Below are 22,378 nucleotides of genomic sequence, written 5' to 3' on the forward strand. Positions count from 1 at the left end.
CCTCCTGCTTGACCGAATGCTTGCTTGTTGTCGGTACGCCTCAAGGCGACCGAACCATGTTCTGTCCGTACACGCAAGAGGGGCGCGGCAGCGGTGTGCCGCGCCCCTCGGGGCGTCGCTAGCGGGGGTCGCCCAGCAGGTGCCGCATGGACCGCCGGACCAGGTCCGTACGCGCGGCCTGGCCGGTCAGGCTCTCCAGCCCGAAGCCCAGATAGACGGTGTCCGCGGTGACGATGCCGCCGCCCTCCTCGAAGACCTGGTCGGTGCGGAACCAGTTGTTGACCGAGGGGGTCGAGCCCTCCGGCGGCGCCGCGACGGCCCAGCCGCCGAGGTCGGACTCGAAGGAGGTCTCATCGGCCGCCGCGCCGTCCAGGGTGAGCGCGAAGTCGTCGAGGAAGACGCCCGCGCCCTGGTTGGCCCAGTCGCTGACGTACGAGATCGACAACTCGACCCGCTTGCCCGCGTACGGGGTCAGGTCGATCTTCCACCGCTGCCAGCCGCCGGAGTTGCCCGAGGCGGCGTGCCACGCGCCGGAGGAGCCGGTCGGCTCGCAGGCCGGGCCCTGGTAGCGCTGGGTGAAGGGGTGGATCACCCGCCAGCCGCCGCTGTTGTCCGACTTGCAGCTCTCGCCGGTGCTCTGCGTGGTGTGGCCGTTGGCGTCCGGGAGGGTGGTCCAGTCGTCGCCGCCGACGGTGTGCGCCTCGACCGTCAGGAAGTCCCAGTCGGCCTCGGTGTCGTACGACGTCCAGAACGACAGGTCGCCGGCGCTCCTGCCGGTCAGGTCGACGGTCCTGGTCAGCCGCTTCCACGAGACGTCGGCGATGCCGCTGTAGACGTCCCAGGAGCCGGTGTGCGGGTCGAAGGGACCGCCCGGACGTTCCCACTTGACCTGGGCCGAGGAGGCGAACAGCGGGAACCGCTCCGGGGGCAGGATGGCCGAGGTGGCCACGTACGAGTTGGTGTGGCCGGGCTGGAGCGTGCCGGAGAAGCCCTCGAACCGGCCGCCGTTGCCCTTCAGGCCGAACGGCTGCCCGCTTCCCTGGTCGGTGCCCGCGTCGTCGAAGAAGACGTAGGCGCCCAGCCAGTACTGCTGGAAGTCGTTGAACACCTGGATGCACGGCGGGTCGTCCGGGACCGTGCACTCGGGGTGTCCCGGCTGGTCGGGCTCGTAGTAGTACGCGCCGTTGTTGTTGGCCGCGTACGACGGGTACTTGCCGGCGTGCAGCAGCTTGCCGCCTTCGTTCAGGTAGTCGCGCACCGCGAGTTCGGTGTCCACGCCGCCCTTCGACGTTGTCCCGGCGACCTGGCCCAGGGATCTCGGGATGATGTCGTCGCCGGTCTCCCACACCACGGCCTTGTAGTGGCTGAGCACGCCGAGCGGGTGTGGGGCCCTGCGGCCCATCCGGTCCATGTCGTACACGTCGGTCGTGTACCCGGCGTCCTGGAGGGCCTTGACGTAGTCGGCGGCGTACCTGGCCTGGGTGGCGTCCTGGGCCGGGCTGAGGCCGGTGACGTCCTCGGTGGCCAGGACCAGCACCTTGCCGCCGATGTCGTCCTGCACGGTGTAGGTGAAGTCGCCGCTCTTCCCGCCGATCGCGCTGAACCACACCTTGACCTTGTCGCCCGGCCGGGTGCCGGTGATCCTGCCGCGCATCCGGTGGTAATAGCGGTCGTAGCCCTTGCCGTACCGCTCGCCGCCCTTCCACTCGCCGGTCGTCGCGATCCTCGTCCGGCCGCCGTTGACCCGGTAGTTGAGCAGGACGGGCCCGAGCTTCCGCTTGGCGGTGACCTGGACGACCTGGTCGGTGCCGTAGCCGGCCTCGAACGGGTCGAGCACGAAGTCGGGTGTCCTGTTGCCCAGGTGGCTGACCGGCTCGACCGGGTCCAGCGCGGACCTGGCGACGTCGAGCGCGAACGGCAGGTTCTTCTCGAACTCCGCCTGTACGGCGGCCTCGTCGTCGGGGAAGACGAACCCGCAGCCGTCGCAGCCCTCGTCGAGCTCCGGCGTCCAGGACAGGGTGCCGTACCGGGCGTGGGCGTGGTCGTTGGTGTCGCCGTTGGTGGTGTAGAGCTCCGCGCCGAGGTCGGGGTCGAACCCGGGCACGGCCGGGGCCTCGTCGTTCCCGGTCAGGGCCTCGTAGATCGGGTTGTCCGCGGTCTTCGTGGCGATCTGGAACCCGCTCGGGTAGAGCAGCAGCGGGCCGAAGGAGTGGTAGTTCAGGTTCATCTCGAACCGGACGCGGTTGAGCAGGCCGTCCATGGCCCTGGTCTCCGGCTCGCTGGCCGGGCCGGAGCCGCGGAAGGTCTCGCTGCTCGGGATGCTCGAAGAGCCCTCCTCGTCGTAGCGGAAGTTCGTGGGGAAGTTCCGGTTCGGGTCCACGCCGTCGGCGTTGGTGATCTTCCCGTCGCCGTCGTTGTCACGCAGGTTCTTGCGCCACAGGCGGTTGCCCTCGGTGAAGGTGAAGTCGTAGCCGTCGGGGTTGGCCACCGGTACGAACCACAACTCGGTCCGGTTCAGCAGGTCGCGCAGCGCGGACCTGTTGGCCACCACGTACTTCAGCAGCCGCAGGTCCACCTCGGCGGCGATCCACTCGCGGGCGTGCTGGGTGGCCGAGTAGAGGGTGGCGGGCTTGACGCCGTCGGGCAGCAGCCTGGCCCCCGTCGTGACCTTGGCGGCGAGGATGTCCTGCCCCTTGAGCGACTTGCCGATGGACCGGAGCTGGACGATGTCCCTGTTGGCGTTCGCGATCGCCTTGAGCTGGTCGGCGATGCCGCCCTGCTGCGAGTACGACCGCCAGACGGTGTAGCCGCCGGCCGCCTGGGCCCTGGCGGCCTGGAGGTTGCTCTGCCCCTGCGGGTTGCGTACGGGCTCGGGCCGGAGGCCGAGCTTGGCCAGTCCGGCCAGGTCCGCCTGGTCGGCGGTCAGCTCGACGTGCTCCTTGTCGCCGGCGGTCTCGTGCCGGACGACGTCGAAGCCCTTCTCCCTGAGTGACTGCGCGGTTCCCGGCCTGCTGTCCACCTGGTAGAGCTCGATGCGGTCGCCGGCCGGCAGCGGATCGACCGAGGCCGCCGCGGTCACGGCGACGAGTGAGGAGCCCAGGCCGAGGAGCACGGCTGCGGCGATGGTCATGGATCGAGACACGGTCTGCCCCTTCGCAGAGACGAGTTCGACCGCCATCTCAGACCGGTACCAAGCCCTCCACAAGGCCCAATCTTTTAGGTCCTCCTTATTTCCGACAAACCGCACTGAAATTCGCCAAAGGTGCGCCACTTGGGCCGTTCAGATGACAGCAATCAAGATCATCTTCTATAGTTTCGGTCCGTCTGTGGGAGGAGGGGACAGGTGTGAGGATCTGGCGGCTCGTCACGGTCGTCGTCGTCCTCGCCGGGCTGCTCGGGCTTCCCTTCCCGCGTCCGGCGTCGGCCGATCCCAACATCGATGAGCTGCGCAGACTCACCAAACAGGCGAGCAGGCTCAACGACCTCTACCGCGGACAGATCCAGAGCCTGGAGGAGATCAGGGTCCAGGCCAAGAACGCCACCGACACCTCCGGCGACCTGGCGGCGCGCCTGGCCGCGGCCAAGGCCGACGTGGCGAACATCGCGCAGCAGACCTACATCACCGGCCCGCTCGACGGCGTCCAGCTCTTCACCACGGACGTCGACCCGATCCACGCGCTCGGCCAGGCCGCGAACCTGACGTACATGGCCGGTGAGCGCACCGAGCGTGTCCGGAGCATCCAGAAGCTGATCGAGAAGTCCAAAGAGGCCAAGCTCAACGCCAACGACAAGATCAGCAAGATGAAGAAGAAGATCAAGGAGCTGCAGGGCAAGCGGCGCGAGATCGAGCGCCTGCTCGCCAAGTACGGCTTCCAGCAGCCCGGCGGCGCCGAGGGCCTGACCCCGCGGCTGATCGCCGTACGCGCCGAGATCATGCAGAACTTCCCCATGAAGTACGGCGTGGGCTGCCTGCGCCCCGGCGACCCCGGCGAGCACGGCAAGGGCCGGGCCTGCGACTTCATGATGTCCCGCGGCGGCACCATGGCCTCAGGGGCCGACGCCGACCGCGGGGACGCCCTGGCCGAATGGCTGATCAAGAACGGCGCGCGGATCGGCGTCATGTACATCATCTGGAAGCAGCGGTACTACGACATCCGGTCAGGCGGCGGGTGGGACCCGATGTCCGACCGGGGCGGCGTGACCGCCAACCACTACGACCACGTTCACGTGTCGGTGTTCTGAGCCGCCACGCGCTCCCTGAACCACTCGTAGGACGCCTTGGGGGTGCGGCGGCCGGTGGCGAAGTCCACGTGCACCAGGCCGAAGCGCTGGTGGTAGCCCTCGGCCCACTCGAAGTTGTCCAGCAGCGACCAGACGAAGTAGCCGCGCACGTCCACGCCCTCGGCCCGCGCGGCCATGACGGCGTCGATGTGGGCGCGCAGGTAGTCGATGCGGGCCTGGTCCTCGACCGTGCCGTGCCCGGTGAGCTCGTCCGGTTGCGAGCAGCCGTTCTCGGTGATGTGGATCGGCGGGAGCGCGCTGCCGTAGCGGGCCTTGAGGCCGGTGAGCAGCTCGCGCAGGCCGTCGGGGACGACCGGCCAGCCGAAGGCGGTGGTGGGGTACCCGGTGATGCCGGTGTCCGTGAACGGCAACACCTCTCCGGGCGGTGGGGCGGCGATCCGGGTGGGGTTGTAGTAGTTGATGCCGAGGGCGTCGAGGGGGGCGGAGATGGTCTCCAGGTCGCCGTCGTGGATGAAGTCGAGCGTGGGGGAATAGGCCGACAAATCGGGATATTTGCCCAGAAGTACGGGGTCGTTGAACAGCCGGTTGTGCAGGATGTCGTAGGCGTCGGCGGCCTTGACGTCCGGCTCCTCCTTCGAGGCGGCCCAGACCGGGGTGCAGTTGTTGGTGATCGCCACCTCCCGTACGCCCGCCGCCCGCAGGGCCCCGGCGGCCAGGCCGTGGCCGAGGAGCTGGTGGTGGGCCACGGGGAGGGCGTCGAGGAGGAGGGCCTGGCCGGGGGCGTGGATGCCCATGGCGTGCCCGAAGGCCATGTGGACGAAGGGCTCGTTCAGGGTGATCCACAGGGGGATGCGGTCGGCCAGGCGCTCGGCCACGATCGCGGCGTAGTCGGCGAAGCGCCGGGCCGTGTCGCGGTTCATCCAGCCGCCCTGGTCCTGGAGCGCCTGGGGCAGGTCCCAGTGGAAGAGCGTCGGCACGGGCTGGATGCCGGCCGCCAGCAGGCCGTCGGTCAGGCGCTCGTAGAAGTCGAGGCCCTTGGGATTGACCTCGCCGGCGCCGGTGGGCTGCACGCGCGGCCAGGCGACGGAGAAACGGTAGGCGTTCACGCCGAGGCCGGACATGAGCCCGATGTCCTCGCGCCAGCGGTGGTAGTGGTCGCAGGCCACGTCCCCGGTGTGGCCGTCCCTGGTGCGGCCCGGTTCGTGGGCGAAGGTGTCCCAGACGGACGCGCCCCTGCCGTCCTCGGCGACCGCGCCCTCGATCTGGTACGCGGCCGTCGCCGTACCCCATAAGAACATCTCGGCTCCCTTTATGCGAGTATGGCTCATGTTAACGGACGGCAAAGTGGCCGGTCTGTACCTGCTGGTAATAGGCCAGGATGGAGGACATGACGAGTACCTTGCGCCGCCGTCCCGCACAGCGCCGGAGCGTGGAGCGGGTGGAGCGGATGCTCGACGAGTGTGCGCTCCTGCTCGACGAGGTCGGCTACGAGGCGTTGACCACGAAGGAGGTCGCGCGCCGCGCCGAGGTCCCCATCGGCACCTTCTACCAGTTCTTCCACGACAAACAGGGGCTGGTGCGCGCCCTCGCGCTGCGCAACCTGGAGGCGTTCCTCCAGCGCATCACCGAGCGCATCGCGGCGGCCGACCTCGGCCACTGGACCGACCTGGTCGACCTGGCCGTCGACGAGTTCGTCGACATGAAGCGCACCACGCCGGGGTTCGCCGTGGTCGACTTCGGCGAGGTCCTGCCCACCCCCGGCGGCCCGCCGCTGGAGGGCACCAAGCGCACGCTCGACAGCGCCCTCGACAACAACGTCATCGTGGCCGACCGGCTGCGCGCCCTCACCCTCGCCCTTCTCGACGCGCCCGTCGGCCCCGGTCTCGACCGGGCCCTCGTGGTGGCCGTCGAGGCCACGGACGCGGTGCTGAAGCTCGCCTTCCGGGCCGATCCCGGCGGCGACCCCGAGCTGATCGCCGAGTGCAAGCAGCTCGTCCGCCGCTACCTCGCCGACCACCTGCCCTGATCCCGCTACGCGACCGCGTCCAGGCGGGCGCGCAGCTCGGGGTCCAGCTTGACGTCCGCGGCGGCGACGACCTCGTCGAGCTGGGCCGTCGTGGAGACGCCGACGACGGGCACGTGCCCGCCGGCCGTCAGCCACGCCAGCACGACCTGGTTGGGGGTGGCGCCCAGCTCGCCGGCGACCTCGCGCAGCGTGGCCAGGCGGCGGGCGGTGCCCGGATGGTCGTAGATCTCCGGCATCGGCCGGTCCGCCCGCGTGTACGCCCCCGACATCAGCGTGTTGTACGCCCACAACGTCAGGTCCGGCTCGGCGGCCAGGTAGTCGAGGGTCTCGTCCGAGGCCAGCATGTGGCCGCCTTCCGCGAGCCGGGTGAACGGCCGCGGACGCAGGTAGGTGTGACGCAACTGCACCTGCGTGTACGGCAGCCAGCCGCGCGCGGCCGAGACGTTCCTGGCCCGTTCCAGCCGCCAGGCGGCGATGTTGCTGGCCCCCAGCGCGCGCACCTTCCCCTGCTCGGCCAGGGTGTTCAGGGCGCCCAGCGTCTCGGCCAAGGGCACCGAACGGTCCTCGATGTGCGACCAATACAGATCGATGTAGTCCGTCCGCAACCTCCGGAGGCTGCCTTCGGCGGCCCTCGCCACGGCCGCCGCCGACAGGCCCTCGGCCGAGTCGAGCGTACGGTCGCCCGGCACGGTCGGCCGGGCCCCGCCCTTGGTGCCGATGAAGATCCGGTCCCGGTGGCCGCGCGCGGCCAGCCAGGCCCCGACGGCCTCCTCGCTCTCGTCCCCGGTGCGGCCCTCGTCCCAGAAGGGGTAGTTGTTGGCCGTGTCCAGCATGGTCCCGCCGGCGTCGTGGAAGCGGTCGAGGATGGCGAAGGTCTCCCGCAGGCCGACGGTGGTGCCGAACGGGATCGTGCCGAGTGCGATGTTCATGACGCAGACCCTCGGGCCTGGAGCGCACTCCATGTCAAGCCGTTGACCTGGAGTGCGCTCCAGGTGGAAGACTGGGACACGTGAGCGTGTACACACCCGCCGAGGTCGTCGAGGAGACCGGCTTCAGCCTCGACACTCTCCGCTACTACGAGAAGATCGGGCTGCTGGAGCGCGTGGAGCGCAACGCCGCCGGCCAGCGCAGGTTCAGCCAGGAGGACGTCGGCTGGCTCGCCATGGTCCGCTGCCTGCGCGACACCGGCATGCCGATCGCCATGCTGCTGCGCTTCGCCGAGCTCGTACGCGAGGGCGACCGTACGATCCCCGACCGCATCAGGCTGCTGGAGGAGCACGACCGGCAGGTCCAGGCCCAGATCGCCAAGCTGGCCGAGCGGCAGGACTACATCCACCGCAAGATTTCCTACTACCGCAGCGTTCTGTAACCCTGTCTTGGTGGTCCGGTTGTTAGACCAAGGACCATGGCGGGCATCAGGGCGAGGCGGCTCAACGTCCCGCTGCGCCGGATGGCCGTGCTCTGCGCGGCCATGTTGTTCCTCCTGCTGGCCCACGTCACGGTCGTCCAGGTGTTCGGCGCGCGGGAGCTCAACGCCGACCGCCGCAACGAGCGCTCGCTCATCTCCCGGTTCGCCCGTCCGCGCGGCGACATCCTGACCTACGACGGCGCGACCGTCGCGAGGAGCCGCCCGGCGCCCGGCGGCGGCCCGTACCGGTTCCAGCGGGTCTACACCGACGGCGAGCTCTACGCCCCCGTGACCGGCTACCTGTCCCTCTTCGACTCCGCGGGCGTCGAGGAGGCCGAGGACGCCGTCCTGTCCGGGGACGACGCCAAGGTCAAGGTGCGTTCGATGGTCAGCGACGGCGACGCGGCGGGCGCCGACATCCGGCTGACCGTCGGCGTACGCACCCAGTGGGCCGCCTACCACGCGCTCCAGGCCGCCGGGGTGCCCGGCGCGGTCGTCGCGATCGACCCGGCGACCGGCGCGATCCTCGCCCTGGCCAGCTACCCGTCCTACGACCCCAACACCCTGGCCACCTTCGACGCCACCCGGCTGGACGCCACGCTCGCGCGGCTGCGGGACGCGCCCGCCCGCCCCCTGCTGAACCGGGCGCTGAACCAGGTCTATCCGCCCGGAGGCACGTTCAAGCTGGTGACGGCCGCGGCGGCGCTGGCCTCCGGCGAGTACACGCCCACGGCCCGCGTGAACACCGTCCTACGGCCGCCGCTGCCCGCGCCGCTCGCCGCCTGCGGCAGGTCCCGTCCGACGTTGCTGCGCGCGTTCGAGACGTCCTGCGACACCGCGTTCGCCGGGATCGGGCTGCAGCTCGGCCAGGACATCCTGCGGGACCAGGCCGAGGCGTTCGGGTTCGGCGCCGGTGACCTGCGCGTGCCGCTGGAGGCGACGCCCAGCACGTACCCGCAGGGCATGGACCGGCCGCGGACCGCCCTGTCGGCCGTCGGCCGCGACCAGGACCGGGCGACCCCGCTGATGATCGCGATGTTGTCGGCGGCCGTGGCCAACGACGGCGTGCTGATGCGGCCGTACCTGGTGGAGGAGGTGAGCCTGCCGGACGGCTCGCTCCTCGGCCAGGCCGGGCCCGAGCCGTACCGTACGACCATGACGCCCGAGCGGGCCCACTACCTGGCCACGATGATGGCTACGGCGACGCGCGCCGGCGGACCGGGCGCGGCGGTGGCGATCCCCGGCGTCGAGGTGGCCGCCAAGATCGCGGCGAGCGGCGGCGAGCACGCGCTGGCCACGGCGTTCGCCCCGGCCGGCGCCCCGGAGGTGGCGGTCGGCGTGGTGCTGGAGCACCCGGGCCCCGACGCCGCCGTCGTGGCCGGAGTCGCCCGCGCGGTGCTGGAGGCGGCGCTGGCCTGACGGCGGACCGCCGAGTTCTCCACCGATTTGAGTCTGGGCGCGAACGGTAGTTGGTGCCACACTCACAGTGATGCTGCGAACCGCCGATTTCTGCAACCTGCCGGCCGAGCCGAACCTGTTCGTGGGCCGGGAGTCCGATCTCGATGAGCTGGTGCACCTCGGCCGCGTGTCGCGGGTGGTGACACTGTGCGGCGCGGGGGGCATCGGCAAGACGCGCCTCGCCCTGCGCCTGGCCGCCCGGATCGCCCCCGAGCACCCCGACGGCGTGTGGCTGGTCGAGCTGGCCGATGTGGAGAAGGGCGAGCTGAGACAGCAGGTCTCGGCCGCGCTCGGCATCGCCGACGACCTGCCGGAGGCCATCGGCGGCCGGCGCGTGCTGCTCGTGCTGGACAACTGCGAGCCGGTGATCGGCGAGTGCGCCGAGCTCTGCCGCGACCTGCTCGGCGCGTGCCCGAGGCTCACCGTGCTGGCCACCAGCCGCGAGCCGCTGCGGGTGCCGGGCGAGACCGTCTGGCGGGTGCCGCCGCTCTCGCTGGTCGGCGAGGAGAGCGAGGCCGTGCGCCTGTTCGTGGCCAGGGCCACCGCCGCGCGGCCCGACTTCGAGCTGACCGAGGAGACGTTGCCGCTGGCGATCGAGTTGTGCCAGGCGCTGGACGGGCTGCCGCTGGCGATCGAGCTGGCCGCCGCCATGGTGCGGGTGTTGTCGGTCAGACAGCTCGTCGAGCGGCTCGACGACCGGTTCAGGGTGCTGGCGGGCGGCGCCCGTACGGCGCACGCGAGGCACCGTACGCTCCGCGCCGCCGTCGACTGGAGCTACCGCCTGCTCAGCTTCCAGGAACGGCTGCTGCTGCGCCGCGTGGCGGCCTTCCGCTCCTGCTGGACGCTCGACCTGGCCGAAGGGGTGTGCACGGGCGCCGGCCTGCCCGAGGAGGACGTGCTGCCGCGGCTGTGCGACCTGGTCGACAAGTCGCTGGTCGTGCTGGACGGGGAGATCGCCGGCCAGGCCCGCTACCGGCTGCTGGAGACCGTGCGCGAATACGCGCTGGAGCAGCTCGCGGAGTCCGGCGAGGAGGTGGCCCTGCGCGGCAACCACCTGGCGGCCCTGGCCGGGCTGGCCACGCGGTTCAAGGACGTCCTCACCCCTGGCACGCGCACGTCGTGGCCGGTGGTCGAACGCTTCGTCAACCTGTTCGACGGGCTCAAGACCGAGGTGGGCGCGGCCTGCGACTGGGCCGTCGCGAGCGGTTCGCCGCAGGTCGCGCTGGAGCTGCTGACCGACGTTCGCTACCTGCTGATGGTCAGCGGGCGGCGGCTCGACATCGCCGAGCGGCTCGACCGGCTGCTCGGGCTCGACGCCCCCGAGGTGCCAGAGGGCTTACGCGGGCAGGCCATGATCCTGCGCGGGGAGCTGGCGCTCGCGGCCGGTGAGGAGGGGCTCGCCGCCCGGTGCGTGCAGATCGGGCTGGCGCTGTGTGTCGACGCCCGTGACGCCTACGGCGAGGCCGTCGGCCTGATCATGCTGGCCCAGGCGACCGGCGACCAGGAGCCGCTGGCTCCCGCCCTGGAGGCGGCCAGGCGGCGCGGCGACCCGATCCTGGAGTCGCTGGCCCAGGGCACCCGGGCCGACTTCGGCCTGCGGGCCGGCCGCCTGCACGAGGCGCGAAGGGCGTTCGAGGAGGTCCTGACGCTCAGCGAACGGCTCGACAACCATCTCGGCCAGTCCTACGGTCACGTCGGCCTGGCCCAGATCGCCCGGCGCACCGGCGACCGGGCCGGCGCCCGCCGTCACTACGAGGCGGGCCTGCGCCTGCTGCGGCACATCGACGCCCGGCAGCAGATCGTCAGCTGCCTGGCCGGGCTCGGCCGCGTCGCGCTCGACGAAGGAGACCTGGCCGAGGCGCGGACGAGGCTCACCGAGGCGCTGGTGCTCAGCCGCGACGCGGGCCTGCGGGACAGCATCGCCAGGCGGCTGGCGGCCTGGGCGCGCCTGCTGGCGGCCGAGGGCGACGACCGGCGCGCGGTGCTGCTGGCCGCCGCCTCGCTGGGGCTGCGCGGCCGCCGTCCGGACGCCCGTACGGAAGAGTTGCTGGGGCCCGCCCGCAACCGGCTCGGCGAGGCCGTGGTGGCGCTGCTGTGGGCCAAGGGCCTGGCGATGACGGCCGACCAGGCGGTCTCCTGCGCGCTCGGCGGCCAGTTGCCCGAGCTGCCGGCCGCGCCGGTCGCCCCGGCCGTCCAGGACAGCAGGCTGACGGCCAGGGAACGCGAGATCGCCGAACTGGTGGCCCGCGGGCTGAGCAACCGGGCCATCGCCGACGAACTGATCATCAGCCCGGCCACGGCCGCGCGGCACGTCGCCAACATCCTCGGCAAGCTCGGCTTCTCCACGCGTACACAGATTGCCGCATGGGTGATCGGCGGACGCTGATCCCGGCGGCTTCTCTACACATCGTGGCCGCCGGGCGCTTACATCCTCGAATGGCCATGTCAGCGCATGTGCGGTCGCCGTACGAACGCCTACCGTTGCTGCATGTGATCGGCCGCGCCCGCGTTCCCCGCTCTCCCGCCGGGGGGCGCGGCGGCCGATCGACCGAGGGACGTCACACGTCCTGACGGGGCCGGGCCTTCTCGGAGGGGTGGGGGCCCGGTTCCCGGGCGTGTGACAGCGGGCTCGAGTCGCGCAGGGCTCGGGCCCGCCCACCTTCCCCCTGGGCTGGGGAAATGCACACGGCTCTACATAGATCGGTGGATGCGGCGGGCGCGCGGGCGGCCGTACGTTGGCGGGCATGAAGCCGTCCGCCTCGACCACCGGCACCGTGATCCACGAGGTGTTCTGCCGGGCCTACGAGCGGGGCGAGCGGCCGGCGCTCGTCGATCTGCGCGGCGGCCACGTCTACGGCTACCGCAGCCTGGTGACCGAGGTGACGAGGGCGGCCTCCGGGCTGGTACGCAGGGGCGCGCGCCGCGACCAGGTGGTGGGGGTGCACGTCTCGACGACCGGCACCCAGACGGTGGCCCTGCACACCGTGCTGGCCGCGGGCGGCGTGGCCGCGCCGGTCGATCCGGGGCTCGGCGCCGACGAGGTGGCCACGCTGCTGCGCGAGTGCGACGCGCGCATGCTGATCACCACTCCCGACCTGGCCGAGACGGCGATCGCGGCGGCCGACGGCTCCCGCGTGCGCCAGGTGGTCTCGCTCGGCCCGGCGCTCGACACGATCGACTTCCGCGGCCTGCTCGTGCTGGAGCCCACCGCGCTGCCCGCGCTCGACGCCAAGCGGCAGGACGCGCTGGTGTTGTCCGGCGGCCGGCGGCTCACCCACGCCGACCTGCTGGCCAGGATGGCCGAGCTCGACGTGCCGGTCGGCCTGACCGAGTCCGACGTCGTGCTCAGCACGTGGTCGCCGGGCAACGGCCGTGACCTGCCCGCCCTGGTCGGCCTCGCGGTGTCCAAGGGCGCGCTGATCGTGGCCGCGGGCTGCGGCGACCTGCCCGGCACGAGCTACGACTTCGGCGTCACCGTGCTCACCGGGCCCGGCGGCACGCTGGAGCGCGTCGGCTGAGTATGCGGACCTGTTACCTGCTCCGCCCTTGACGTCGGCGCGCGCGAAGTGGGTTGATAGCCGTTGTTGACAACGTTGTCAAAAGTCACCTACTTCGGGGGATCGCGAAGGGAAGGGTGTGCGATGCGACGGTGGTTAGCGGCCGTGTCGATCACGATGGCGGGCGTTCTCGGTCTGGCGGGCTGCGGCGGAGGCAGCGGCGGCGAGGCTTCCCGATCTGCCGCGCCGAGCAGTGGCGGCGGCAAGCAGCAGGTGGAGGTCTTCTCCTGGTGGACGGGCCCCGGTGAGGCCGACGGCCTCCAGGCGATGAAGAAGATCTTCGAGGAGAAGAATCCGAACTACACGTTCTTCGACGCCGCCGTGGCGGGCGGCTCGGGTGACAAGGCCAAGGCGCTGTTGCAGTCGAAGTTGCAGGCCAACACGCCGCCCGACACCTTCCAGGGGCACGCCGGCGCCGAATTGCAGGGCTACATCAAGGCGGGCAACCTGGAGGACCTGACGTTCCTGTATGACGAACTGAAGCTCAAGGACGTCTTCCCCGCCCAGCTCGTCGAGCAGATCAGCGTCGAGGGCAAGATCTATTCGGTGCCGGTCAACATCCACCGGTCCAACGTCCTGTGGTTCAACCCCAAGGTGCTCAAGGACGCGGGCATCGCGGCCGCGCCCAAGACGATCGAGGAGTTCATCGCCGATCTGGAGAAGGTCAAGGCCAAGGGCAAGATCCCGATCTCCGTCGGGTCGGAGTGGACCGCCACCCACCTGCTGGAGAACGTGTTGCTCGGCTCGCTCGGCACCGACGCCTACAACGCGCTGTTCAAGCCGGGCGCCGACTGGAGCGGCCCGCAGATGACCAAGGCGCTGGAGAACTTCGCCAAGATCATGTCGTACGCGGGCGACCCGCAGGACGACTGGCAGCCCGCGGCCAAGCAGGTGGCCGACGGCGAGGCGGCGTTCAACATCATGGGCGACTGGGCCTACGGCTACTTCCACAACCCGCCGGAGGGCGGCCTCGGCAAGACGTCGAAGACGGACTTCGACTGGGCGCCCGCGCCCGGCACCGAGGGCACCTACATGTGGTTGTCGGACAGCTTCACCCTGCCCAAGGGCGCCAAGAACCGGGACGGGGCCGTCGCGTGGCTGAAGGTCGCGGCGAGCAAGGAGGGCCAGGACGCCTTCAACCCGAAGAAGGGCTCCATCCCCGCCCGGAAGGACGCCGACCAGGCGCTCTACACCGACTACCTGGCCGACGCGCTGAAGGACTGGTCGAGCGACAAGCTCGCCGGATCCATCCAGCACGGCGTCTCGGTGAGCCAGCCGTGGCTGGCCTCGATCAACGAGGCGGTCGGGCTGTTCATCGGCAGCAAGGACGTCAAGGGTCTCCAGCAGGCCCTGGCGGACGCGGCCAAGGCCAACGCTCAGTGACGCATGCGGGTACGGCGGGGGAGGCCCGCCGTACCCGCGCGAAGGGAAATGGTTGTGAGGCGGGCACGCACCTGGCTGCCCGGACTCCTCCTCGTCGCGCCGTCGATCGTGGCGATCGGCGTGTTCGTGTACGGCATGCTGGGCTGGAACTTCCGCCTGGCCATGACCGACCAGCACGATGAGGTGTCCGAGGGCACGTTCGTGGGGCTGAAGAACTTCATCGACATCTGGGACCAGGCGCGCTGGCGTCTCTCCGTGAACCACGCGATCGTGTTCACGATCACGTTCGTGGTGGGGGCGCTGGTGCTGGGCTGGTTCCTGGCGTTCCTCATGGAGAAGGGGATCTGGGGAGAGGGCACGTTCCGGGCGATCTACCTGTTCCCGATGGCCGTGTCGTTCGTCGCGACCGGCATCGTGTGGCGGTGGCTGATGAACTCGGGCACGGAGGAGCGGGCGGTCGGGCTGAACCGGCTGTTCGACGCGATCGGGCTGCCGCAGTGGCAGTGGTTCAGGGATCCGGACTGGGGGATGGCCGCGATGGCACTCCCGGCGATATGGCAAATGTCTGGATATGTCATGGCGTTGTTCCTGGCGGGGTTCCGCGGTGTCCCCGAGGAACTGCGCGAGGCCGCCCGCGTCGACGGCGCCGGCGAGTGGGGCGTCTACCGGCACGTGGTGCTGCCCATGCTCAGGCCGGTCACGCTGTCGGCGCTGATCATCCTCGGGCACATCTCGCTCAAGGTGTTCGACCTCATCGTGGCGGTGTCCGGCAAGCAGATCATCACCGACGTGCCCGCGGTGTTCATGTGGGTGGCCGTGTACGACTCCCACGACCCGGCCAAGGGGGCCACGATCGCGTCGTACATCGTGCTCAGCGTGGCGGTGTTCGTGATCCCGTACCTGATCTGGTCGGTGCGCAAGGAGCGCAGGCCGTGACGGCCGTCGCGGGCGGACGCGGGACCGGGTTCCGCGTGGTGCGGTTCACGTTGCTGATCGTCCTCGTGGTCGTCGTCCTCATACCGATCTACGTGTTGCTGGCCACCAGCTTCAAGCCGCTCACCGAGGCCGACCCCGGCCAGGCGTGGAACCTGCCGCGGACGTGGACCACGGAGGCGTGGCGGGTGGCCTGGGAGAAGCTGGCCCCCGGGTTGTGGAACAGCGTGCTGCTGGCCGTCCCCGGCTCGCTGCTGTCGTGCGCGTTCGGCTCCATGAACGGGTACGTGCTGTCCAAATGGCGTTTCCCCGGCGCGGACCTGCTGTTCACGTTGTTCCTGTTCGGCATGTTCATCCCCTACCAGGGGGTGATGATCCCGCTGGTCAAGCTCATGGTCTGGCTGAACGAGCAGACCGGCCTGGACGGCGTCTTCTACGGCGGCATCCCTGGCCTGGTGCTCGCGCACGTCGTCTACGGCATCCCCATCTGCACGCTGATCTTCCGCAACTACTACGTGACGATCCCCGACGAGCTGATCGAGGCCTCGCGGGTGGACGGCGCGGGGATGTTGCGCACGTACTGGTCGGTCGTGTTGCCGGTGTCGTGGCCGGCGATCGCGGTGGTGATCATCTGGCAGTTCACCTCGCTGTGGAACGACTTCCTGTTCGCGGTCTTCATCACCGGGCCGCAGAGCTGGCCGACCACCGTCATGCTCAACAACATCGCCGGGGCCCAGGCCACCCCGTACAGCCAGCAGATGGCCGCGGCGGTCCTGGCCTCGATCCCGACGATGCTGATCTACGTGCTGCTCGGCCGGTTCTTCATGCGCGGGCTCATGGCGGGCGCGCTGAAGGGCTAGTTGGCCCGGTGGGCCAGGGGCTCGCCGCGGACGTACCTGGCGACGTCCGCGGCGACGATCCCGGCCGCCTTGGCCGCCGTCTCCTTGCTCGCGCCGGCCAGGTGCGGGGTCATGACCAGGTTCGGCGTGGTCAGCAGGCGCGAGCCGGGCGGGATGGGCTCCTCGGGGAAGACGTCCATGGCCGCGCCGAACAGGTGGCCGGACTCCAGCGCGTCGCACAGCGCGTCGTAGTCGAGCAGCGCGCCGCGGGCGCAGTTGACCAGCACCGAGCCCGCCGGCATGCGGGCGAGCTGCGCAGCGCCGATCATGCCGGTGGTCTCGGGGGTGGCGCGGGCGTGCAGCGACACGAAGCGGGAACGTTCGAGCAGCTCGTCCAGCTCGACCCGGCCGGGGATCTCGACGTAGGGGTCGTGGACCAGCACCTCGGCGCCGAAGCCGGCCAGCATGCGGGCCACCCGGCGGCCGATCGCGCCGTAGCCGACCAGGCCGACCGTACCGCCCTCCAGCTCGGGGCCGACGTTGTCGTACATGTAGTAGTCGCCGCGCCACACGCCGCCGGCCAGGTCGGCGTGCGTGCGCGGAATGCGGCGGGTGGCGGCCAGCAACATGGCGAGCGTGTGCTCGGCCGTGGCCACCGCGTTGCGGCCCGGCGCGTACGTCACCGCGACCCCCGCCGCGGCGGCCGCCTCCAGATTGGCGTTCACCGGCCCGCCCCGGCTCACGCAGAACAGCCGCAGGTCGGGGGAGGCGTCCAGGACGCGCTTGGTCAGCGGGGCCATCTGGGTCACGCAGACCTCGACGCCGCGCAGCGCCTCGATCAGCGCGTCCTCGACGTCCGACGCCTCGTCCACCTCGCCCACGCGGCCGAACGGCTCCACCGGCCACGGCAGCGTCAGCTCGCTGATGTGCACCTCGCCCGGGACCGCCTGCCTGAGCGCGTCGATGAGCAGGCGGTTCTGGACGAAGTGGTCGCCTGCGGCGAGGACTCGGATGGTCAACGAACGGCTCCAATCGGGGAGTTGTACCGCAGGATCGCCGGCCGTCCCGTGCCGGTGCGCAGTTCGGTCACGGCGCAGTTGTCCAGGCGCGGGAAGAGCCGGCGGTACTCGCCGAGCGGGATCCCGACGAGCCGGCACAGAGCGAGCCTGATGGCGGTCGTGTGGGCCACGACGAGCACCCGCCCGCCGGGATGTCGTCCTGCGATGTCATGCAGGGCCGCGACGAACCGGTCGGCGGCCTCGTACGGGTCCTCGCCGCCGGGCAGGGGGTGGGCGGCCGGGTCACGTTCGAAGGCGGCCCGTGCCTCGGGGAACCGGTCGTGCATCTCCGCCGAGGTCAGGCCCTCGCCCGCGCCGAAGTCCAGCTCCCGCAGCCGGGCGTCCACCTCCGGCCGCACGCCGGCCGCGGCGGCGCTCGGCGCGGCGGTCAGCCGGGCCCGGCTCAGCGTGGACGACCACACCGCCGCCAGCCCGGCCCGCCCGGCCCAGTCCGCCAGCAGGGTCGCCTGCTCGCGGCCGAGCGGGGTCAGCTCGACGTCGCTGGTCCCCGCGTAGCGGTTCTCGGCGTGCCAGACGGTCTCGCCGTGGCGGACCAGGACGAGGTCGGTCATGGTGTGCTCCTCTTCCGGGCGTGCCCGGCGGCGTTCGCGGGCAGCCAGCCGCGCCGTTCCAGTTCGCCGACGAACCGCAGGTACGGCTCGCGGAGGTCGGCGGCCGACGGCTCGATCACCGCGCGGGTCCTGATCATGTGGCCGGGGTCGCCAGCCGCCAGCACGGCCATGCCCAGGGCGGGCTCGGCGTTCTCGCGCAACGTCACGGGACGCCGCAGGACGTCGGCCCTGAGCTGGTTCCAGAAGGCGCTCCTGGTCGCGCCGCCGGTCAGGATGACCTCGCCGGCCACGGACGCGCCCAGCAGGTCGAGGTAGTCGAAGCACAGGCGTTCGACGAAGGCGGCGCCGAGCAGGACGGCGGCGTACCGCTCGACGTCGTCGGCCGGGTCGCCGCCGATCGTGAACCCCTCGGCCTCGGGGGCGGCGAACGGGAACCGCTCCCCGCGCGAGACCAGCGGGTACGTGATCGGCCCAGGCCGGCCGGGCCGTCCGCCGTAGCGGGCGGCGGCCTGCCTGCTCAGGGCGTCGAGGTCGCGGCCCGGCAGGTCGCGGGAGAGCACGCCGGCGCCCGTGCTGGAGGCGCCGCCGGGCAACCACGAGCCGTCGGGGGCGCGGTGGGAGTAGACCACGCCCAGCGGGTCGTGGATCAGCTCCTCGGTCACGCCCTTCAGCACCAGCGTCGTGCCGATCACCGAGTTCCAGCTCCCCGCCCGCCGGGCGCCCGCGCCGAGCTGGGCCGCGCAGCCGTCGGTGGTCCCGGCGATCACCGGCGTCCCCGCCGGGATGCCGGTCTCGGCGGCGGCCCCGGCGCAGACCACGCCGAGCCGGGCGCCCGGCCGCACCACGTCGGGCAGGGTGCCCGCGGGCACGCCGAGCGCGTCCAGCACGTCGTCCGGCCAGCGTTCGCCGATCAGGTCGACGCCGGTCTTGAGGGCGTTGCTCAGGTCGGTGGCCACGTCGTGGCCGACCAGCCGGCGGTTGACGAAGTCGTTCTGGTGCGCGGCGCGTACGTGCGGCGGGGCGTCGCGCAGCAGCCACAGCAGCTTGGGCAGGGCCCAGTTCGGCTGCATGCGCCGGTAGCCGAGCCGTTCCCAGACGGGCCCGCCGGTCTCGTTGACCCGCTCGACCTCGGCCGTGGCGCGGCGGTCGTCGTACATGAGGGCGGGGGTCAGCGGGGCGCCGTCCCGGTCGGTGAGCAGGATCGTTCCAGAGGTGGCGTCCACGGCCACGCCCTCGACCCGCTCGGGCGGCACGTCGCGCAGCGCCTCGCGAGTGGCGGCGGCCAGCTCACGCCACCACTGCTCGGGGTCCTGCTCGTGGCGGGGGCCGTCGCGGTGGCTGGTCAGCGGGCGGCTCGCCGAGCCGAGCACGTCGCCGTCCGCGTCCACGGCCATCGCCCGTACGCTCTGGGTGCCGAGGTCGATGCCGATCCACACGCTCATGCCCGGCTCCGCATCCCGGCCAGCAGCGGCCACGATCGGGCCTCGGCCGTCCGGAGGGTCAGGAAGTCGGCGAACAGCCGGTCGTACCGATCGCGCAGGCCGGGGTCGGGCTCGACGGCCGCGCGCAGCCGTACGTGCCGGGCCGCCGCCTCCGCGACGGACGCCGCGCCGCCCGTGGCCGCCAGGCCCACCAGGTACGCCCCCCGCGCCCCCACCTCGTCGTCGGCCGGACGCCGTACGGGCAGCCCGGTGACGTCGGCGATCAGCCGCAGCCAGGCCGCGCTGGCCGAGCCGCCCCCGCACACCCGCAACTCCGTGGGCGCGGCGCCGGTGGCGGCCAGGCAGTCGCGGATCACCATCGTGAGCCCTTCGAGCACGGCCCGCGCGACCTGCTCGCGCCCGTGCTCGAACGACAGGCCCAGCAGCCCGCCCCTGGCCAGCGGGTCGGAGAACGGCGCCCGCTCCCCGGCCGGCGACAGGTACGGCAGGAACGCCAGCCCGCCCGCCCCCGGCTCGCCTAGCAGGGCCAGCTCGCCCAGCTCGGCGGGGTCGCGCAGGCCCAGCAGCCGGCAGGCCCACTGGACGACCTCGGTCCCCGCGAACGTGGGGAAGGCCCGCAGGTAGCCGCCGGGCACCGCGATCGTGATGCCGGTCGGTTCGGCGTCCGGCGGCGACTCCACCAGCACCTCGGTGCACAACGTGGTGCCGAGGATGCCGCACGCCTGGCCGGGCAGCACCGCGCCCGCGCCCAGCGCCGTGGTGACGATGTCGTACGGCGCCATCACCACGGGCGTGCCCAGGGGCAGGCCGAGCGCGTCCGAGGTGAGCGCGGCGACGTGGCCCGAGCGGATCGGGGGCAGCAGCCGCTCGGCCCATTCCAGCCCGAACAGGGTCAGCAGCTCGGGGGAGTAGGCGCGGGTGCGCAGGTCCATGAAGGGGGCCGAGGCGTCGGACTCGTCGGCGACGATCTCGCCCGTCATTCGGGAGAAGAGCCAGCCGCCGCAGGTCAGCAGGGCGGCGGCGCGTTCCAGCCGGTCCGGCCGGTGCTCGCGCAGCCAGGTCAGGACGGCGTGCGGCAGGCCGGAGGCGGCCGAGGAGCCGTTCACGGCGAAGGCGGCCGCGGCCGTCCCCGACCTGGTCCAGGCGTCGATCACGGCGGCGGCGCGGCCGTCGTTCCACAGGACGGCCGGGCCGGTGGGCTCGCCGTCGCGGTCCACGAGCCAGCAGCCGTCGCCCTGGGCGGTGACCGCCACGAAGTCGACGGTCTCCACCGTGGCCGCGACCTCGCGTACGGCGTCCGCGACGGCGTCCCAGACGGCGTGCATGTCCTGTTCGGCGTGGCCGGGCGCGGGCCTGGACACCGTCGTGGCACGCCGGGCGACGGCGGTCTCCGCGCCGGTGGCGTCGTACCCGACCGCCTTGATGACCGTGGTTCCCGCGTCCACGCAGATGATCGCCATCAGGCCCTGCCGTGCGAGGTCCTCGACCGGCGCGACACGGAGTCGACGATCACCGCGAGCAGCAGGACGGCGCCGGTGACCACGAACCGGATCGAGGAGTCCAGGTTGAGCAGCGTCAGGCCGCTGGAGATGGACTGGATGACGACGATGCCGAGCAGCGCGCCGAAGGCCGTGCCGCGCCCGCCGAACAGGCTCGTCCCGCCGATGACCGCCGCCGCGATGGCGTTGAGGTTGACGTCGCCCGCGCCGCTGCTCTGGTTGGCCGCGGCCAGCCGCGCCGCCGCGAGGATGCCGCCCACCGCCGCGAACGTCGAGCAGAGCACGAACACCGAGGTGTAGACGGCCCTGACGTTGATGCCGGCGCGGCGCGCGGCCTCCACGTTGCCGCCGACGGCGTACACGGCCCGGCCCCACTTCGTCCGCGACAGCAGGTAGTGCATGACCAGCACGAGCGCCACGAAGAAGACGAACATCCAGCCCACGCCGCGCGTCTGCCCGAGGTACCAGACCACGAACGCCAGCACCGCCAGCAGCGCGAGGCTCCTGACCGCCAGCAGCGGCACGCTCCTGGCCGACAACCCGGCCCGCCGCCGCTCCCCGGCGTGCAGGAACCCGCTGACGAACAACCACCCGGCCGCGACCACCGCGAACGTGTACGACAACCAGTCGGGCACGAAGTCGAGCTGCGCGAAGTTCACCAGCCCCGAGTCGAACGGCAGGTTGATCGACCCCTTGGTGCCCAGTACGTAGAGCTGGAGGCCGAGGAAGGCGAGCAGTCCGGCCAGCGTGATCACGAAGCTGGGCACGCCGAACCGGTTGAAGAGCTGCCCGTACAGCCAGCCGATGACCGCGCCCATGAGCACCGAGGCCAGGATCGCCACCCAGACCGGCAGGCCGTTGCCCACGAACAGCACCGCGAGCACCGCGCCGGACAGTCCGCTGACCGAGCCGACCGACAGGTCGATCTGGCCCACGAGCAGCACGCACACGATGCCGAGCGCGATGACGCCGACGGCGGCCGACTCCAGCGTGAGGTTCACCAGGTTGGCGCTGGACAGGAAGATCGGGTTGAGGATCTGCAACACCGTCCAGATGACGACGAGGCCGATCACGACGGGGATGACGCCGAGGTCGCCGCCGCGAGCCCGTTCGACAACGTCGGCGAGCACGCCGCGCAGCCCCTGGCGGTCGAGCAGCCGCTCGTCCTGGCGGTCCGTGGTCGTCGTCACGGGGTGACCTCCCTCGTGCTCATGGCCTGGGCGCGGCGGGAGACCGCGTTGTCCGTGGCGCCGGTGATCGCGGCGATGATGTCCTCGGCGGAGACGTCGCCCACGTCGAACACCCCGTTGTTACGGCCGAGCCGCAACACCGCCACCTTGTCGGCCACGGCCCGTACGTCGGCCATGTTGTGGCTGATCATGATGACGCCGAGGCCGTTCTCGCGGAGGCGTTCGACCAGGTTGAGCACCTCGGCGGTCTGGGCCACGCCGAGCGCGGCGGTGGGCTCGTCGAGGATGATGATCTTGGGGTCGCCGAGCAGCGACCGTGCGATGGCGACCGTCTGACGCTGGCCGCCGGACAACGCCGCGACCGGCACCCGCACGCTGGGGATCTTGGCGGAGAGCTGCCGGAGCAACTCCCACGAGCGGGTCTCCATGGCCACGTCGTTCAGCCGCAGCGGGCGGATCTCCTGGCCGAGGAACAGGTTCTGGATCACGTTGAGGTTCTCGCAGAGCGCCAGGTCCTGGAAGACGGTGGCGATGCCGAGCCGGTGGGCGGCGGCCGGGGTCGGGATCTCGACCTCCCGGCCCTCGAACGAGATCGTCCCAGAGTCCGGCGGGTGCACGCCGGACAGGATCTTGACCAGGGTGGACTTGCCCGCGCCGTTGTCGCCGACGACCGCGACGACCTGGCTCGCCGCCACATCGAGCTCGATGTCCGTGAGGGCGGCCACCGCACCGAAGGTCTTGTTGATGCCCCGCAGGGACAGGACGGTCATC

Annotated in this window: 18 protein-coding genes; 9 read left to right on the plus strand and 9 right to left on the minus strand. The window is 71.6% G+C overall.

What is annotated here, in order from left to right:
* Positions 1-118: 118 nt before the first annotated feature.
* Positions 119-3,130, minus strand: a complete 3,012-nt coding sequence (locus tag IEZ27_RS08755; protein WP_189646740.1) for a M14 family metallopeptidase — start codon at positions 3,128-3,130, stop codon at positions 119-121.
* A 215-nt stretch (positions 3,131-3,345) separates the two neighbouring features.
* Here IEZ27_RS08755 and IEZ27_RS08760 point away from each other — a divergent pair, with 215 nt between their 5' ends.
* Positions 3,346-4,242 (plus strand): coiled-coil domain-containing protein, encoded by an 897-nt coding sequence (locus tag IEZ27_RS08760; RefSeq protein ID WP_189646741.1) that lies wholly within the window; start codon positions 3,346-3,348, stop codon positions 4,240-4,242.
* Here the strand turns inward: IEZ27_RS08760 and IEZ27_RS08765 are convergent.
* Positions 4,224-5,540, minus strand: a complete 1,317-nt coding sequence (locus IEZ27_RS08765) for a GH1 family beta-glucosidase (protein WP_189646742.1) — start codon at positions 5,538-5,540, stop codon at positions 4,224-4,226. The two genes, IEZ27_RS08760 and IEZ27_RS08765, sit on opposite strands and share 19 nt — an antisense overlap.
* An 89-nt stretch (positions 5,541-5,629) precedes the next feature.
* Between IEZ27_RS08765 and IEZ27_RS08770 the strand changes: the two genes are divergently transcribed.
* A complete protein-coding gene (locus IEZ27_RS08770; RefSeq protein ID WP_189646743.1) occupies positions 5,630-6,268 on the plus strand; it encodes a TetR family transcriptional regulator in 639 nt (212 codons plus the stop codon).
* Between the two features lie 5 nt (positions 6,269-6,273).
* On the opposite strand, the gene IEZ27_RS08775 is transcribed toward IEZ27_RS08770, so the two are convergent.
* Positions 6,274-7,197, minus strand: a complete 924-nt coding sequence (locus IEZ27_RS08775; RefSeq protein ID WP_189646744.1) for an aldo/keto reductase — start codon at positions 7,195-7,197, stop codon at positions 6,274-6,276.
* Between the two features lie 80 nt (positions 7,198-7,277).
* Here IEZ27_RS08775 and IEZ27_RS08780 point away from each other — a divergent pair, with 80 nt between their 5' ends.
* The 7 genes from IEZ27_RS08780 (at position 7,278) to IEZ27_RS08810 (ending at position 15,867) form a co-directional block, all read left to right on the plus strand.
* Entirely contained in the window at positions 7,278-7,637 is a 360-nt protein-coding gene (locus IEZ27_RS08780) for a MerR family transcriptional regulator (protein WP_189646745.1), read from the plus strand.
* 36 nt (positions 7,638-7,673) lie between these two features.
* Positions 7,674-9,095 (plus strand): penicillin-binding transpeptidase domain-containing protein, encoded by a 1,422-nt coding sequence (locus IEZ27_RS08785; RefSeq protein WP_229823690.1) that lies wholly within the window; start codon positions 7,674-7,676, stop codon positions 9,093-9,095.
* A gap of 70 nt (positions 9,096-9,165) precedes the next feature.
* A complete protein-coding gene (locus IEZ27_RS08790) occupies positions 9,166-11,520 on the plus strand; it encodes an ATP-binding protein (protein ID WP_189646746.1) in 2,355 nt (784 codons plus the stop codon).
* Between the two features lie 358 nt (positions 11,521-11,878).
* Positions 11,879-12,652, plus strand: coding sequence for an AMP-binding protein (locus IEZ27_RS08795; protein WP_189646747.1), 774 nt, complete (start codon positions 11,879-11,881; stop codon positions 12,650-12,652).
* A 123-nt stretch (positions 12,653-12,775) separates the two neighbouring features.
* On the plus strand, positions 12,776-14,074 hold the full coding sequence (locus IEZ27_RS08800; protein ID WP_189646748.1) for an ABC transporter substrate-binding protein: 1,299 nt from the start codon (positions 12,776-12,778) through the stop codon (positions 14,072-14,074).
* A 48-nt stretch (positions 14,075-14,122) separates the two neighbouring features.
* Entirely contained in the window at positions 14,123-15,010 is an 888-nt protein-coding gene (locus tag IEZ27_RS08805; protein WP_185844822.1) for a carbohydrate ABC transporter permease, read from the plus strand.
* Positions 15,007-15,867, plus strand: a complete 861-nt coding sequence (locus IEZ27_RS08810) for a carbohydrate ABC transporter permease (RefSeq protein ID WP_229823693.1) — start codon at positions 15,007-15,009, stop codon at positions 15,865-15,867. Before IEZ27_RS08805 ends, IEZ27_RS08810 begins: the two co-directional genes overlap by 4 nt.
* On the opposite strand, the gene IEZ27_RS08815 is transcribed toward IEZ27_RS08810, so the two are convergent.
* The 6 genes from IEZ27_RS08815 to IEZ27_RS08840 are packed head-to-tail and all read right to left on the minus strand — an operon-like array spanning position 15,864 to position 22,377.
* Complete coding sequence (locus tag IEZ27_RS08815) at positions 15,864-16,865, minus strand: 2-hydroxyacid dehydrogenase (RefSeq protein WP_189646749.1); 1,002 nt, start codon at positions 16,863-16,865, stop codon at positions 15,864-15,866. The two genes, IEZ27_RS08810 and IEZ27_RS08815, sit on opposite strands and share 4 nt — an antisense overlap.
* Positions 16,862-17,476 (minus strand): histidine phosphatase family protein, encoded by a 615-nt coding sequence (locus IEZ27_RS08820; protein WP_189646750.1) that lies wholly within the window; start codon positions 17,474-17,476, stop codon positions 16,862-16,864. The genes IEZ27_RS08815 and IEZ27_RS08820 overlap by 4 nt, the downstream gene beginning before the upstream one ends.
* The gene (locus IEZ27_RS08825; protein ID WP_189646751.1) at positions 17,473-18,918 is read right to left on the minus strand and encodes an FGGY-family carbohydrate kinase; all 1,446 of its coding nucleotides are present in this window, start codon (positions 18,916-18,918) and stop codon (positions 17,473-17,475) included. Before IEZ27_RS08825 ends, IEZ27_RS08820 begins: the two co-directional genes overlap by 4 nt.
* Positions 18,915-20,378: an FGGY-family carbohydrate kinase gene (locus tag IEZ27_RS08830; RefSeq protein WP_189646752.1), complete on the minus strand. Its 1,464-nt coding sequence runs from the start codon at positions 20,376-20,378 to the stop codon at positions 18,915-18,917. The genes IEZ27_RS08825 and IEZ27_RS08830 overlap by 4 nt, the downstream gene beginning before the upstream one ends.
* Complete coding sequence (locus tag IEZ27_RS08835) at positions 20,378-21,607, minus strand: sugar ABC transporter permease (RefSeq protein WP_189646753.1); 1,230 nt, start codon at positions 21,605-21,607, stop codon at positions 20,378-20,380. Before IEZ27_RS08835 ends, IEZ27_RS08830 begins: the two co-directional genes overlap by 1 nt.
* The gene (locus IEZ27_RS08840; protein ID WP_125637099.1) at positions 21,604-22,377 is read right to left on the minus strand and encodes an ATP-binding cassette domain-containing protein; all 774 of its coding nucleotides are present in this window, start codon (positions 22,375-22,377) and stop codon (positions 21,604-21,606) included. Before IEZ27_RS08840 ends, IEZ27_RS08835 begins: the two co-directional genes overlap by 4 nt.
* Between the last annotated feature and the right edge of the window lies 1 nt (position 22,378).

It is taken from the genome of Nonomuraea spiralis (assembly GCF_014648435.1).
In the GTDB taxonomy this organism is placed as follows: domain Bacteria; phylum Actinomycetota; class Actinomycetes; order Streptosporangiales; family Streptosporangiaceae; genus Nonomuraea; species Nonomuraea spiralis.

Coding starts and splice junctions, on each gene's coding strand:
- IEZ27_RS08790 (WP_189646746.1), top strand. CDS start 9,166: ATGCTGCGAACCGCCGATTTCTGCAACCTGCCGGCCGAGCCGAACCTG.
- IEZ27_RS08785 (WP_229823690.1), top strand. CDS start 7,674: ATGGCGGGCATCAGGGCGAGGCGGCTCAACGTCCCGCTGCGCCGGATG.
- IEZ27_RS08770 (WP_189646743.1), top strand. CDS start 5,630: ATGACGAGTACCTTGCGCCGCCGTCCCGCACAGCGCCGGAGCGTGGAG.
- IEZ27_RS08755 (WP_189646740.1), bottom strand. CDS start 3,130: ATGACCATCGCCGCAGCCGTGCTCCTCGGCCTGGGCTCCTCACTCGTC.
- IEZ27_RS08775 (WP_189646744.1), bottom strand. CDS start 7,197: ATGAACATCGCACTCGGCACGATCCCGTTCGGCACCACCGTCGGCCTG.
- IEZ27_RS08820 (WP_189646750.1), bottom strand. CDS start 17,476: ATGACCGACCTCGTCCTGGTCCGCCACGGCGAGACCGTCTGGCACGCC.
- IEZ27_RS08805 (WP_185844822.1), top strand. CDS start 14,123: ATGGTTGTGAGGCGGGCACGCACCTGGCTGCCCGGACTCCTCCTCGTC.
- IEZ27_RS08765 (WP_189646742.1), bottom strand. CDS start 5,540: ATGTTCTTATGGGGTACGGCGACGGCCGCGTACCAGATCGAGGGCGCG.
- IEZ27_RS08840 (WP_125637099.1), bottom strand. CDS start 22,377: ATGACCGTCCTGTCCCTGCGGGGCATCAACAAGACCTTCGGTGCGGTG.
- IEZ27_RS08825 (WP_189646751.1), bottom strand. CDS start 18,918: ATGAGCGTGTGGATCGGCATCGACCTCGGCACCCAGAGCGTACGGGCG.
- IEZ27_RS08830 (WP_189646752.1), bottom strand. CDS start 20,378: ATGGCGATCATCTGCGTGGACGCGGGAACCACGGTCATCAAGGCGGTC.
- IEZ27_RS08800 (WP_189646748.1), top strand. CDS start 12,776: ATGCGACGGTGGTTAGCGGCCGTGTCGATCACGATGGCGGGCGTTCTC.
- IEZ27_RS08795 (WP_189646747.1), top strand. CDS start 11,879: ATGAAGCCGTCCGCCTCGACCACCGGCACCGTGATCCACGAGGTGTTC.